The organism is Streptomyces sp. NPDC003379, assembly GCF_053589195.1.
In genome coordinates this window covers 15,777-28,255 of sequence record NZ_JBSFRK010000021.1, presented here as the reverse complement: position 1 = coordinate 28,255, position 12,479 = coordinate 15,777, and the positions used below count along the sequence as shown (strand labels likewise).

The 12,479-nt window shown below is 69.4% G+C and carries 16 protein-coding genes; 11 read left to right on the top strand and 5 right to left on the bottom strand.

What is annotated here, in order from left to right; translation table 11 throughout:
* Positions 1-113 precede the first annotated feature (113 nt).
* Positions 114-479 carry a metal-sensitive transcriptional regulator gene (locus ACWDVB_RS21710; RefSeq protein WP_451516414.1) on the top strand — a complete coding sequence of 122 codons (366 nt, stop codon included), beginning with the start codon at positions 114-116 and terminating at the stop codon, positions 477-479.
* Positions 480-541: 62 nt separating this feature from the next.
* Here the strand turns inward: ACWDVB_RS21710 and ACWDVB_RS21705 are convergent, their stop codons facing one another.
* Positions 542-733 (bottom strand): hypothetical protein, encoded by a 192-nt coding sequence (locus tag ACWDVB_RS21705; protein ID WP_451516413.1) that lies wholly within the window; start codon positions 731-733, stop codon positions 542-544.
* Between the two features lie 120 nt (positions 734-853).
* Complete coding sequence (locus ACWDVB_RS21700; protein WP_451516412.1) at positions 854-1,678, bottom strand: hypothetical protein; 825 nt, start codon at positions 1,676-1,678, stop codon at positions 854-856.
* Positions 1,679-1,806: 128 nt separating this feature from the next.
* Between ACWDVB_RS21700 and ACWDVB_RS21695 the strand changes: the two genes are divergently transcribed.
* Both ACWDVB_RS21695 and ACWDVB_RS21690 read left to right on the top strand, forming a co-directional pair.
* Positions 1,807-1,971 (top strand): hypothetical protein, encoded by a 165-nt coding sequence (locus tag ACWDVB_RS21695; RefSeq protein ID WP_451516411.1) that lies wholly within the window; start codon positions 1,807-1,809, stop codon positions 1,969-1,971.
* A gap of 55 nt (positions 1,972-2,026) precedes the next feature.
* Positions 2,027-3,610: an FAD-binding oxidoreductase gene (locus ACWDVB_RS21690; protein ID WP_451516410.1), complete on the top strand. Its 1,584-nt coding sequence runs from the start codon at positions 2,027-2,029 to the stop codon at positions 3,608-3,610.
* A gap of 46 nt (positions 3,611-3,656) precedes the next feature.
* On the opposite strand, the gene ACWDVB_RS21685 is transcribed toward ACWDVB_RS21690, so the two are convergent.
* Together ACWDVB_RS21685 and ACWDVB_RS21680 are read right to left on the bottom strand one after the other, a co-directional pair.
* On the bottom strand, positions 3,657-4,373 hold the full coding sequence (locus ACWDVB_RS21685) for a phosphatase PAP2 family protein (RefSeq protein ID WP_451516409.1): 717 nt from the start codon (positions 4,371-4,373) through the stop codon (positions 3,657-3,659).
* A gap of 247 nt (positions 4,374-4,620) precedes the next feature.
* Entirely contained in the window at positions 4,621-5,628 is a 1,008-nt protein-coding gene (locus ACWDVB_RS21680) for a C40 family peptidase (protein ID WP_451516408.1), read from the bottom strand.
* A gap of 187 nt (positions 5,629-5,815) precedes the next feature.
* Here ACWDVB_RS21680 and ACWDVB_RS21675 point away from each other — a divergent pair, with 187 nt between their 5' ends.
* The 8 genes from ACWDVB_RS21675 to ACWDVB_RS21640 all read left to right on the top strand — a co-directional run bounded on the left by ACWDVB_RS21675 (position 5,816) and on the right by ACWDVB_RS21640 (position 11,323).
* On the top strand, positions 5,816-6,118 hold the full coding sequence (locus ACWDVB_RS21675; protein ID WP_451516407.1) for a hypothetical protein: 303 nt from the start codon (positions 5,816-5,818) through the stop codon (positions 6,116-6,118).
* 1 nt (position 6,119) lies between these two features.
* Positions 6,120-7,376: an enoyl-CoA hydratase/isomerase family protein gene (locus tag ACWDVB_RS21670; RefSeq protein WP_451516406.1), complete on the top strand. Its 1,257-nt coding sequence runs from the start codon at positions 6,120-6,122 to the stop codon at positions 7,374-7,376.
* A 70-nt stretch (positions 7,377-7,446) separates the two neighbouring features.
* Positions 7,447-8,358, top strand: coding sequence for a hypothetical protein (locus ACWDVB_RS21665; protein ID WP_451516405.1), 912 nt, complete (start codon positions 7,447-7,449; stop codon positions 8,356-8,358).
* Between the two features lie 36 nt (positions 8,359-8,394).
* The gene (locus ACWDVB_RS21660) at positions 8,395-9,144 is read left to right on the top strand and encodes a hypothetical protein (protein WP_451516404.1); all 750 of its coding nucleotides are present in this window, start codon (positions 8,395-8,397) and stop codon (positions 9,142-9,144) included.
* 605 nt (positions 9,145-9,749) lie between these two features.
* Positions 9,750-10,595 (top strand): helix-turn-helix domain-containing protein, encoded by an 846-nt coding sequence (locus ACWDVB_RS21655; RefSeq protein WP_451516403.1) that lies wholly within the window; start codon positions 9,750-9,752, stop codon positions 10,593-10,595.
* A gap of 11 nt (positions 10,596-10,606) precedes the next feature.
* Positions 10,607-10,807, top strand: a complete 201-nt coding sequence (locus ACWDVB_RS21650) for a DUF397 domain-containing protein (protein ID WP_451516402.1) — start codon at positions 10,607-10,609, stop codon at positions 10,805-10,807.
* Positions 10,808-10,818: 11 nt separating this feature from the next.
* Complete coding sequence (locus tag ACWDVB_RS21645) at positions 10,819-11,025, top strand: DUF397 domain-containing protein (protein WP_451516401.1); 207 nt, start codon at positions 10,819-10,821, stop codon at positions 11,023-11,025.
* A 52-nt stretch (positions 11,026-11,077) separates the two neighbouring features.
* On the top strand, positions 11,078-11,323 hold the full coding sequence (locus ACWDVB_RS21640) for a DUF397 domain-containing protein (protein WP_451516400.1): 246 nt from the start codon (positions 11,078-11,080) through the stop codon (positions 11,321-11,323).
* 99 nt (positions 11,324-11,422) lie between these two features.
* On the opposite strand, the gene ACWDVB_RS21635 is transcribed toward ACWDVB_RS21640, so the two are convergent.
* Entirely contained in the window at positions 11,423-12,388 is a 966-nt protein-coding gene (locus ACWDVB_RS21635) for a hypothetical protein (RefSeq protein WP_451516399.1), read from the bottom strand.
* Positions 12,389-12,479: the final 91 nt, after the last annotated feature.

The following is a 12,479-nucleotide window of genomic DNA, read 5'->3' as shown; positions in this document are numbered from 1 at the left end:
TACGGAACTGCAGAAATGCCCCGCGCCTCGCGGGGGCCCGGCCGGAACCCCCCGTAGGGGCGACCAGCGGGAAGCCCAGAGGCAATCCAGCAGGAAGTCCAGAGGAGGACGCGATGACGACCACCGACGCGGCCGTGCCGACCACGGGGGCGCCCGAAGCGCCCTCCGACGACGCCCACGGGGACCACGCCCACGGGGTGCACGGCTACCACAAGCAGAAGGACGAACACCTCAAGCGCCTGCGCCGCATCGAGGGCCAGATCCGCGGCCTGCAGCGCATGGTCGAGGAGGACGTCTACTGCATCGACATACTCACGCAGGTCTCGGCGAGCACCAAGGCCCTGCAGTCCTTCGCGCTCCAGCTCCTGGAGGAACACCTGCGGCACTGCGTGGCCGACGCGGCGGTCAAGGGCGGCACGGAGATCGACGCGAAGGTCGAAGAGGCGACGAAGGCGATCGCCCGGATGCTCCGCACGTGACGCTCCCGCGGGTGGGTGGGAGACATCGCCGCGAAGCGGCGGACGGGTCACCGCTACAGCAGCTAGGGGCGGTCGTCGCCCCGGGCCCCGGCCTCCCGCACGTCGGAGACCCTCAGCACCTCGTCGATCCGGTCAAAGCTCAACCGCTCGGCCGCCGCACTCGCCGCGATGATGAGTTCGCCGCACAGCTCGATCTCGGCGAGGGCGACGTGGTCCTGAACCGCCGTACCGCCACGCATAGGAGCCACGTTCATCACCTCTTCCTGACCCTTACCGGTATCGACTTCCTAGAGTAGGGAGCGCCCTGCACACCGCGCATGGCACGGACGGACCATTTCCTCCGGCCGTACGCGACTAGGGACCACCGGGGATCACTAGGGACCGGCGATCTTCCCGGCGAAAATGTCCTTCTCGGCCGGAAGTCGCGCCCCCACGGTCACCCCGAATCCGTAGAGCAGCGTGGTCGACGCCACGTCGGCGTTGGCCACGGTGAACTGCTGGCGCAGCTTCCGCACCCGCCCCCGCTCGTCGAGGTAGACGTCGAAGGGGACGCTCCCCTCGCTGAACCCCTTCGCCGCCGCCACCCCCAGCGCACCCCGCTGACCTGCGGAGGCCGCCTTCGCCGCGGCCCGCAGATCGGCGACCCCGCGGTAGTGCCGCACCTCCGCGCCCCCGACCCGCTCCTCCCCCACGTACGTCACTCCGCGCGCCCCGCGGAGCAGTTCCGCCGCCGCGAGGGGATCCGTCGCGCCGCCGGTGACGAGGTTCCCGTCGGAGAGCGAGCGTGTCTCGATCCGCACCCACTTGTCGGCGGGCACCCCGGCCCCGCGGTTCTTCATGTAGAGCGCGCCGGCGGACATCAGCTCGGTGATCGGCCGACGCGGGCGGCCCCCGGCGGGGTCCTGCGGGAGCACCACCCGGAACCGCCCGAGCTGGCGCCGGAAGTCGTACACGCCCTCGCCCCGGATGGTCACGCGCGTCCCGCCGCTGGCCATCTCCATGGACGTACGCGCCTCCGCGCTGCCCGCCCGGACGAGGGAGTCGGCGGACCGCCGCACCACGTCCTCGGGGTCGCCGGGGGCCCCGGCACCGCTGCCGTCGGCGGCGGCGCCGCCCGAACAGCCGGTGGCGACGGCCATCAGCCCCGCCGCCGCGACGGCGACGACCGTTCGCCCTGTGCGCCTGTGCTGCTGCACCATCGCTTGTCTACCCCCAAGCGTGTCCGCGCTCGTCGATCCCCCGTCGTTCCCCCCGTCGTTCCGGATAACGACCGGTACGTTGACCCGTCACGCCGCGCCGCCCTCGGCAAGGTCGGTACGGTGACGGCGTGGTCTACCAGGAAGTCTCAGAAGTCACCGCACCGCACCGCACGTCGACGGTCGAGAAGGGCCGTTTCATCGCGGCCCACTGCTCCTGCGGCTGGCGCGGCCCGGCCCGCAGGGCCCGCAGCAAGGCCCGCTCGGACGCCGCCGAACATGAGGAGTCCCCCTAGGGGAACCCGCCCGCCCCGCGCACCGTCTCGTTCCCCGGAAGCAACGGGAGGCGTCATGGAACGACGTACGTTCATCGGTACAACGGCCGCCACACTCGCCGGGGCCACGGTCGCGGGCTGCACGGGCGGAGGATCGGACGCGGGCGCGGCCTCCCGCACCAGCAGCACCGGGAGCCCCGGGAGCGGTGGGAGTACCCCCATCAGAACGTCCAGCGCCGCCGCCACCTCCCCCGCCACCCTCAAGGCCCTCGCCCGCGATCTGGACGGCACTCTCGTCCGGCCCGGTGAGGCGAAGTGGGCGGCGGCCCGCCAGCTGTACAACACGCGCTTCGACAATCTGAAGCCCACCGCCGTCGCCTATGTCGCGCACCCGGACGACATCCGCACCGCCCTGGCGTACGCCCGCGCCCACCGCACCCCGGTCGCGATCCGCAACGGCGGTCACTCGTACGCCGGTTGGTCCTCCGGCACCGGTCGGCTGGTCATCGACGTATCGAAGCTGAGCAGGATACGGGCGAGCGGCACCACGGCCACGATCGGCGGCGGCGCCAAGCTGATCGACGTCTACCGCTCGCTCGCCGCGAAGGGCGTCACCCTCCCCGCGGGCTCCTGCCCGACCGTCGGCATCTCGGGGCTGACCCTCGGCGGCGGCCATGGCGTGGTCTCCCGTGCGTACGGCCTGACCTGCGACAGCCTCACCTCCGCGACGCTGATCACGGCGGACGGCAAGCAGCTCACCGCCTCCAAGTCGCAGAACAGGGACCTCTTCTGGGCGCTGCGCGGCGCGGGCAACGGCAACTTCGGCGTCGTCACCGAGCTGTCCTACCGCACGCACACCGCGCCGCAGGCCGTCTCCGCGTACATGGCGTGGCCCTGGTCGAAGGCGGCGGCGGTCGTCAAGGCGTGGCAGGAGTGGGGCCCGGACCAGCCGGACGAGATCTGGTCGTCCCTCCATCTGGCGAACACCCCGGGCGGCACTCCGACCGTCTCCGTCTCCTGCTTCTCGCTGGGCACGTACGGCGAGCTGCAGAACGCCGTCGACCGCCTCGCCGACCGGATCGGCGCCTCCGCGCGCAGCGTCTCCCTGAAGCGGCGTACGTACGAGGAGGCGATGGAGGTGTACGCGGGCTGCTCGTCCTTCGCCACCGACGCCCAGTGCCATCTGCCGGGCGCGACGCCGGGCCGCAGCCCGCAGGGCGCTCTCAAGCGTGAGACATACGCGGCGAGTTCGGACTTCTTCGACCGTTCGCTGTCGGCGGCGGGCATCCGCGCGCTGCTGTCGCAGGTCGAGAACGTGACGGGCGCGAGCGCGGGCAGCGTCGCGCTGACCGCGCTCGGCGGCGCCGTCAACCGCGTCGACCCGACGGCGACGGCCTTCGTGCACCGCCGCTCGCGGATGCTGGCGCAGTACATCGCGTCGTGGCGCGCGGGGACGTCGGGCTCACCGGCGCGGGCGTGGCTGAAAAAGGCTCACGGGGCGATGGGGCGGTACGCGTCGGGTGCGGCGTACCAGAACTACACGGACCCGGAGCTGACGAACTGGCGCGAGGCGTACTACGGGGACGCGGCGCCGCGTCTGAAGAAGCTGAAGAAGCAGTACGACCCGGGCCGCTTCTTCGACTTCCCGCAGGCTCTGTGATTCTCCCGGGCTCTCTGCTCCTCCCGGGCTCTCCGAGGGGCCGGCGCTAGGCCGCGAGGTCCCGCTCGTCCGGGTCCGCCGCGGCCTGCTGCGAGGGCGCCGCGGGCTCGCTCAGGGACGCGGCCACCGGCCTAGCCCTCCGGTCCCACACCAGTCGGCCGACGTGCCGGGACCGCCCGACCGCCTTGGCGAGCGGCGTGAGCAGCGCCATGGCGAGCGGGGAGAGGAGCAGGGCGACGGCCGTGCCGAGCGCGAAGCCGCCGATGACGTCCGTGGGGTAGTGCACGCCCATGAAGACGCGGCAGAAGCCTTCCAGGGCGGCGAGTCCGAGGGCGACGAACCCGAACTTCCGGTGGGCGACGAAGAGGCCGGCGCCGATGGCCATGGCGAGCGTCGCGTGGTCGCTGACGAAGGAGAAGTCGTCCTTGCCGTCGACCAGGACATTTACCCCGCTGTGGTCACGGAAGGGGCGCGGCCGCTCCACGAAGCCCCGGATGGGGATGTTGACGAGCACCGCGATCCCGGCGGCCAGCGGCGCCCAGACGACGGCGGCGACCGACGAGGCGGCGTCGTCGAGGGCGCCCCGCTTCCGCTGGCCCCACCAGCACCACATCACGAGCAGCACGAGGGCGATCAGCAGCCCGTACTCCCCGACGAACGCCAGGGCGCGGTCGAGCCAGTGCGGGGTGTCCTGCGTCAGGCCGTTGATGTCGTAGAGCAGGCCGACATCGGGGTTCGACCCGGATTCATCGAGTCCAGCCATGGCGCTGCGGCCCCTTGTCTCCTAGCCCATGGGCGCACGTTCTGTGCGCCCTTTCCATCAACCCCCGTGGTCGGTCCAGTCAAGGGAACGCGCGGTCCCCACCCCTACGTTCCACTCTCCACCGAAAGATCACCCAGACGTTACCGAAGAGAGATACATCGCCGCAGCTCAGGAGAGTCTTTTAACGGAGAGTTCAAGCCATGTCACACGCCGCGTGCGCCTCCGTTCGCCCCCGCGCACGCTCCGCTCACGCCCCCAGCTCGGCCGGGAGCGCCTCCGCCCCCTCGTCGGTGACACGAGTCGCGCCAAAATAGTCCGGGGTGTCGATCGGGTCGAAGCGGATCACGGCACCGGCGCGCGGGGCGTTGATCATGTAGCCGCCGCCGACGTAGATGCCGACGTGCCGGATGGCGCGCGAATTGGTGAGGTCGTCCGAGAAGAAGACCAGGTCGCCGGGGAGCAGCTCCTCGCGCTTGGGGTGCGGCCCTGCGTTGTACTGGTCGTTGGCGACGCGCGGCAGCGTGATGTCGACGGTGCGGTAGGCGGCGAGGGTCAGGCCGGAACAGTCGAAGCGGCCGTTCTGCTCGGGCGTGCCGTTGCCGCCCCACAGATAGGGGGTGCCGAGTTTCTTCTGCGCGTAGTAGATCGCCCCTGCCGCCTGCCGCGACGGCTGCACGCGCCCCACGGGCCGGGCGAAGCTCTTCTGGAGGGTGGTGATGGTCTTCACGTAGTTCTGCGTCTCGCGGTAGGGCGGCACGCCGCCGTACTTGATGACGGCGTACGCGCCCGCGTTGTACGCGGCGAGCATGTTCTTCGTGGGATCTCCCGGGGCGTCCTTCACATAGCCCGCGAGATGGCAGTCGTACGAGGCCGCGGAGGGGATGGCGTCCTCGGGGTCCCAGATGTCGCGGTCGCCGTCACCGTCGCCGTCGACGCCGTGCGCGGCCCAGGTCCCGGGGATGAACTGCGCGATCCCCAGCGCCTTCGCCGGACTCTTCGCGCGCGGGTTGAACCCGCTCTCCTGGTAGAGCTGGGCGGCGAGCAGCGCGGGGTTGATGGCCTTGCAGAGATTGCCCCACTTCTGCACGAGGGGCTGATAGGTCGCGGGCACGGCTCCCTTGGCGAGCCCGACGGAACCGCCGCTCGCGCCCCCGGCGATGCTTCCCGCGGCCATGTACGTCCCGACGACGAGGAGCGCAATGAAGCTGAGGGCGCCACCGAACCCGACGGCCGCGACCAGCCACGCCTTACGCACCGTCAACCACCCCTCACCCGCCGGGAGTCCGCCGCCGCTCAGTGTAGAGGCCCCATGCGACAGCGACAGGGTGACCAGCCACTGGAATCGACCATCCCTCACCCTCATGGATAGCTTGGTTCACTCCAGCGAACGCCGGCTGGACAAGCACCCCCACACGCAACCGCACAGAGAGCTGAGCGACGACATGAGCGACCTTCGTCTCGACGGGACGGTCTTCGAGGACCTCAAGAGAACGTTCTCCTCGGTCAGCGACCGCATGGACGCCGCCCGTCGCACCCTCAAGAACACCGACGGCTCGGTGGTGGGTGCCGGGAAGCTCATCGAGGACGTCCATGAGTTCGCGGATGAGTGGGGGTACGGCGTCAAGCAGCTCGGCAAGCACACGCAGGGCGCCGTCAAGATGATCGACAAGATCGACGAGGAGTTCGGCAAGCTGGACCAGGCCCTCGCCGAATCCCTGAAGTCGGCCCGGAAGAAGGCGAAGTAACGTGGGTACGAAGCGTCCCGCGTTCCCGAACATAGGCTGGGACCCCACGCCCGGCGACGTCCAGGACACCCGGGAACTGGCCAAGAAGCTCGGCGGACTCGCGGGCGAGCTCGGAGCGGCCGTCAGGGACCTGGAGCGCATCGAATGCGGCGCCTGGAAGGGCAAGGCGGCGCTCGCGTTCACCGAGTACATCGGCGAGGACGTCACCCCGCTCATCCGCAAGAGCCACGAATCCTTCGACAAGGCCTCGCGTGCGCTGCACCGGTGGGCCAAGGAGCTGGCGGACTTCCAGGACGAGGCCGACCGGCTGGAGAAGAAGGCCGGTGACAAGCTGGACGCGCGGTCGGAGGCCAAGCCCGACAGCGAGGAGATGGGCAGGGCGTCGGGAGCCGTCACCGACCTCATCGGCGACGTCCACGACCTGGAGGACCGCTACGGCAAGGCGGCCGGGGCGATCAGCAAGGAGCTCGACAAGGCGGGCGACATCGCCCCGGACGAGCCCGGCTTCTGGGACAGACTCACGAAGGGCGTCGCCGACGCGTGGGACGCGGCGGGCAAGTGGCTCCAGGACCACGCCGACCTGATCAAACTGATCGGCGACCTGCTGAGCGACCTGACGGCCGTCCTGGGCCTCCTCGCCATCGTCACCCTTCCCTTCCCGCCACTGGCGGCGGTCTTCGGCTCGGCGGCGCTCATCACCAGCGGGCTGGCGTTGGGGGCGCATGGGCTCGCCAAGGTGGGCGGGGCGGATGTGAGTTGGGCGCAGGTGGGGCTGGATGCGGTGGGGCTTATGCCGGGGATCGGAGCGTTCGGTAAGGGAATCAAAGTGGTCGGCAAGGGCCCGGCGTTGGCCAAGGCTGCCGCGCTCGGCAAGGGGTTCAAGGCCACCCAGCTCGGCGACGCTCGCATGCTGCTGTCCATCGGTGATGCCGCGAAGGACGCCACGGGCGGGCTCAAGCTGCTCCCCGGCAAAGTGGTGCTCGGCGGCACGGCCAAGAACGTCTACGAAGTCGCGCATGCGACCAGTGGCACGATGTCACGCATGGGAGGCATCGCAAGCCAGGGCTATCACGAGGGTCAGTGGATTGGCTCCAAGGGAGCCAATCTGCTTCCAGGGGTGAACATCAACCCCTTGGGAGCCGGTATCGCCATGGACGCCGGACTGAAGATCTTCCCCAAGATCACAAGCATTCATCAGCATGTGGGAGACGCCCTCTTCCCTGGCGACCAGTTCGAGAAGTCGGCCTCGGCCGGCTGAACGTCCAGCTCGGAGGGTCAGAGTGAGTGCGTTGGCAATGGTCCGAGAAACGAAGCACAGGAAGACGGATATGCGCATCTGGAAGCCTGTCCCCGGCGAAATTCTCCTGGCCCGCACTGCGGTCACCTTTGCGACGGGCGAAGCCATGCCCGTTTCCGGTATGCGCTGGTTCCGGGACACCGAACGCAATGACATCCAGGATGAACTGCCGGGCTGGCCCGAAGGGCCCGTGTACACGGCCCGTACGACGGGCAACTCACTTGCGCGGAACATCGGCAAAGGCGGGGCCCTCGCCCTGGGCGCCGTCATCATGGGCATTCTCACCGGGGGCGGAGGCAGTGGCCCCTCCCCCTCCAAATCCGGCGAGGCGACGTCCGAGGACCGCGCCGACGAGGTCGATGACTTTCCTGTCATGTGGGCCGCGCCCGGCACCATCGCACGCACCCTGCCCTGGCAGCTGGATCCCGCCCGCTCTCCCGACCAGGAGCACTATCGCACGCACGCGATCGTCACCGATCGCCGATTGGTCATCGTCGGTCTTCCCGTCCAGAACAGAGACAGGAAAGTCATTGAGGACGAAGTCCTCTGGGAGACCCCCCGATCCACCGTCAGCCAAGTGGAGCCGAGGAACTTCCGCCACGAACGGGACGTCAAGCTGGTTTTTAGCGACGGCTCTTGGTGCAGGCTCCAATCTCCACTTCGCGAGTATCTCGTTCGGTATCTGGTTTCCACCCCGGACTTGATTCCTCTGAGATCCCTTACGCAGGCACAGCGGCAGGCCGTCGACAACTTCCTCGCCACCGCTCGCGCGCCGGACCTCTCAGAACCCATCGTCACCCGCCTGCCGTGCGGGCACTACCGCGTCGAGGCTCTCGTGCCGAGCGAACTCGACGCATTCTTCGGTGCCGGCAGTCGCGAACTGAACATGAATGCCGACGGCACCGAGTTGGACTACGCCGACTATCACCCCGAAGACTTCTGACCCTGTCTCCGCACCAGACCAGGACGCTCTCCCCCCATGACATCCCCGACCAGCCTTCCAACCACTTCGGCCGACCCGCTCGACCCCCCGCCCATCTGGTTCAACGTCCCAGACGGCTTCTACGCCCTCCCCCTCGCCGCCACGCCGGAGGAACGCTCCGAGCGCGCCCACGAGTTCGTACGCGGCCTCTACTCCCGCGGAGACGCCCGCATCTGGGAACCCGCCGCCCCCTATTACGCGGCCCTGGCCGAGCTCATGGCGGAATCCGGTGTCTCGTACTCGGCGATGGGACTCTTCTCCACGGCGGAAGAAACGAAGGAAGCGGAGGAAGCGGAGGAGGCGGAGCAGGCTGAAGGCTCCGAAGGCGTCGCCCAGTGTGCGTTCACCGTGGCGGCCGTCCCGACCGGCCAGGCCCCGGACGACCAGGCCCCGACCGACCAGGTCCCGGACGGCACGGACATCGTCGCCCAGGGAATCCTGGCCATCCTCTCCAGCACCCCGCACAACGACGCCCGCTGGCTCGACCTGCCGTGCGGCCCCGCCGTCTCCTGCGTCACCCTGACCGAGTACAAGCTGAATCCGGAGATCACCGCGACCGGCGAGGCGACGGATCTGCTCACCGGACAGATACAGGTCCATGTGCCGTTCCCCACGGGCCCGTTCACCGCCGTCTTCACGCTCCACACCGCGTCCACGGAGTACTGGACCGAGTTCTGCAACATCATGGCGGCGATCCTCCAGACGGTCTCCTTCACCGAACCGTCCGCTACGGAGAGCCCGGTGTGACCTCGGCCCACAACAGTTTCCCCGCGTCGGCCGTCCCCACGGGGTAGGCGCCCCAAGCGTCCGCGCAGGCCCGCACGAGGTGCAGCCCCCGGCCGCTCTCCGCCATGTCAGGCGGCCGGCGATCGGGCGTGCGGTCCTCTGCGAAGCCGGGCGGATCTGCGGGTCGGAGTCCCACACGGACACGCGGATCCCCTCCGGGGAGGCGGCACGGAGACGGAGGGCGTAGGGCCCGTCGGTGTGACAGTGGGCGTTGCTCAGCAGCTCGCCCGCGAGGAGCTCCGCGGTGGGGGTGAGCTGTCCGAGGCCGTACGACTCCAGTACCGCGCGGAGGGTGACGCGGGCGCTTCCTGGGGCGCGGGGATCGCGAGGGAGTTGGAGGGTGTAGGTCCAAGGCGGCGATACGGTTGCGTTCACGGAAATCTCCGTCAGGAGTGGGTAGTTGCCGGGCAGGGCCCAGTGACGTTGCCGCTCCGTCGAGCGGGGTCTTCTGGGCGGTGGTGCCACTCACAAGGTAGCGGCGCCGAGTTAAGCTGTTAATCGAAAACCTGCAAAGCTCTGCACAACCACTCGTGTGAGTGATGAAACATGAGGAGAGGCGACTGCCCGTGAGAAGCAATCCGACGGGGCGTCAACTCCGGTTGGGCAGCGAGCTACGTAAGCTCCGTGAACGTGCAGGCCTGACGTCGACCGAGGCCGGGCAGCTGCTTGGCGTCAAGCAGAACCAAGTCAGCAACATGGAGTCCGGTCGGCTCGGCGTGAGCTCCGCCAGGGTGCGTGCGCTCGCCTGTCACTACGACTGCCCGGACAAGCAACTGATCGATGCGCTGTCCGCCATGACCGGTGATCGGGTGCGCGGCTGGTGGGAGGAGTACCGAGAGATCCTGCCCGCAGTGCTGCTGGACCTCGCGGAGGTCGAACACCACGCGACATTGCTGCGCACCGCCGTGACAGTGCACATTCCCGGCCTCTTCCAGACCACGGACTACGCCCGTGAGATCTTCCGCCAAGACGTGCCGGAGCTGTCACCTCCAGACATCGAGCATCGGGTGTCGTACCGCATCAAACGCCAGGCCGTGCTCTTCCGGAAGTCACCGACGCCCCATCAGGCCATCGTTCATGAGGCCGCGCTTCGGATGCAGTTCGGCGGTGCCACCGTGACCCGGGTCCAGCTCAAGCACCTCATTGACATGAGCGAGCGGGAGCACATCGCCATCCACGTCATCCCGTTCGCTGCCGGGACGTTCCCCGGCTCAGGTCAATCGATCTACTACGCCGCAGGGCCGGTGCCCCAGCTCGACACGGTAAATCTCGACCAGTCGCACGGTCCCATCTTCCTCGACGCCGAGGCCCAACTCGACAAGTACCGCATCCTGCTCGACCGCATGGAAGCCACAGCGCTCCCGCCCGCGAAGTCTCGCGACTTTATCCACAACGTCATCCAGGACCTGTAGAGGGAGCCCAAATGCCCCAGTCGAACTGGCAGAAGTCGTCCTACTGCGCCCAGGGCAATTCCTGCGTGTACGTCGCTTCAGACACATCCGGCTCCGTCCATCTGACCGAAAGCAGCGACCCCACCGGAGCAATACTCACCGCCGCTCCCGTGGCCTTCGCGGCGCTGATCCACAACACCAAGCGCGCCGAACCGACCTTCCAGGACATGTAGAGGGAGCCCACATGCCCCAGCTGAACTGGCAGACGTCGTCCTACTGCGGGCAGGGGGACTCCTGCCTCCACGTCGCCGCCGCACCGACCGGCAAGGTCAAGCTCACCGAAAGCAGCGACCCCACCGAAGCAATACTCACCGCCACCCCCGCGGCCTTCGCGGCCTTCGCCGCGCTGATCCGCGACACCAAGCGCGCCGCAGGCGCCGAACCGACCTGAGAAGACTCACGCAACCCGTGCCCACGTCAGCCCTCACCCAGAGAAGCGGAAAGTGACCGAGACCCCCCGCCCCGAAATTCCCGCCGGCCTCGACTGGGTCCGCGCCGCCCCGGAGGACGAGCAGGGCCCCGGCCCCTGGATCGAGATCGCCTTCGGCGAGGACGACGCCGTCTATCTCCGGGAGACCAGCGACCCGGAGAACGTCGTCACGACCACCCGGAAGAAATGGGACGCCTTCGTACTCGGCGTACAAGCCGGTGAGTTCGACCACTTCGTGGAAGGCGTCGGCCAGGACTGACGACACGCCCCTGAACCCCCTGAACCCTGTCCGGGACAGCGGAACCCCCCGTCCCGGACAGGAATTTCCCTTGCCCGGCGCCCCAGCGGACTGCCAGCCTCAGGCCGTGCCCGGCGAGGGGTGCTTCGGGGGGACCCTCGCCGGGACGACGAAGAACCGCTGCGCGTCCGCGCCACCGCACCGCCCGAGCACCGCCTCCACCCCCGCGACAGCACGTCCGTTCACCGCTACGCACCGCCCGTCCGCGAGCCGCAGCACATAAGCCCCGCTCCGCTGCTCCACCGACAGCCGCGCCGCCGCCCCACAGTCGGTGAACGGTTCCAGGAACCCCTTCGCCCCGCCCTTCGACGGGGCGGCGAGGCAGCCCTCGCCGTGCTCGGGGTGGTCCCAGCGGACGCGGTACACGCCACCGCCGAGCGGCTCGAGCTCGGTCGTCGGCGGCACCGCCTCCCCGCACGGCCGGAACACCGCGATATGGCTCCCGTACCGCCCTTTCCTGTCCCGCCCGTCGGTGAGACAGAGCCCGGACGCCCGTAAGGGCTGCACCTGTACGACGCCGGACGGCACGTTCGCCGCCTTCGCGGAGGCGGACGGCGAGGGATCGCGCGGCTCGTCCGAGGCGTTCAGCGCCGACGCGCCGACCGCCGCGACGGCCACGACAGCGACCACGCCCGCAACCAGGGTGAACGCCCGCGGCCGCTTACGTAAGGGGGCGGAAGCGGGGGCGGAGGCGTCGACCGGAGCAGGGTCAGCGGCGGAGGGAGGAGGAAGGGAGGGCGAGGGCTCGTCCGAGGCGATGCGGTCGCGCGCCGCGAGCCACGCCCCGACCCGCTCCTCCCCCTCGCACACCCGGACCAACGCCGCGACCAGCTCCCCCTTCGGCAACACCCCACGGGACAGCGCGCCCGCGACCGTGCTCCGGGGCAGCAGGTCCCCACGCTCGGCGGCACGCAGTTCCAATTGGCGGTACGTGAGGCCGGACGCCTCCTTCATCTGCCGCAGCAGCACGACGAACTCGGCCGCGGTACGGGCCCGCTCGGGTCCCGAACCGCCCTGGTTGTCCATGCTCGACTGTCCCCTTCCGGCCACCGCACGACTGTCCGGGACAAGCCCCCGCCCGGAAAAGATCGAGTGTCGCCGCAGCCCGGCACCACCA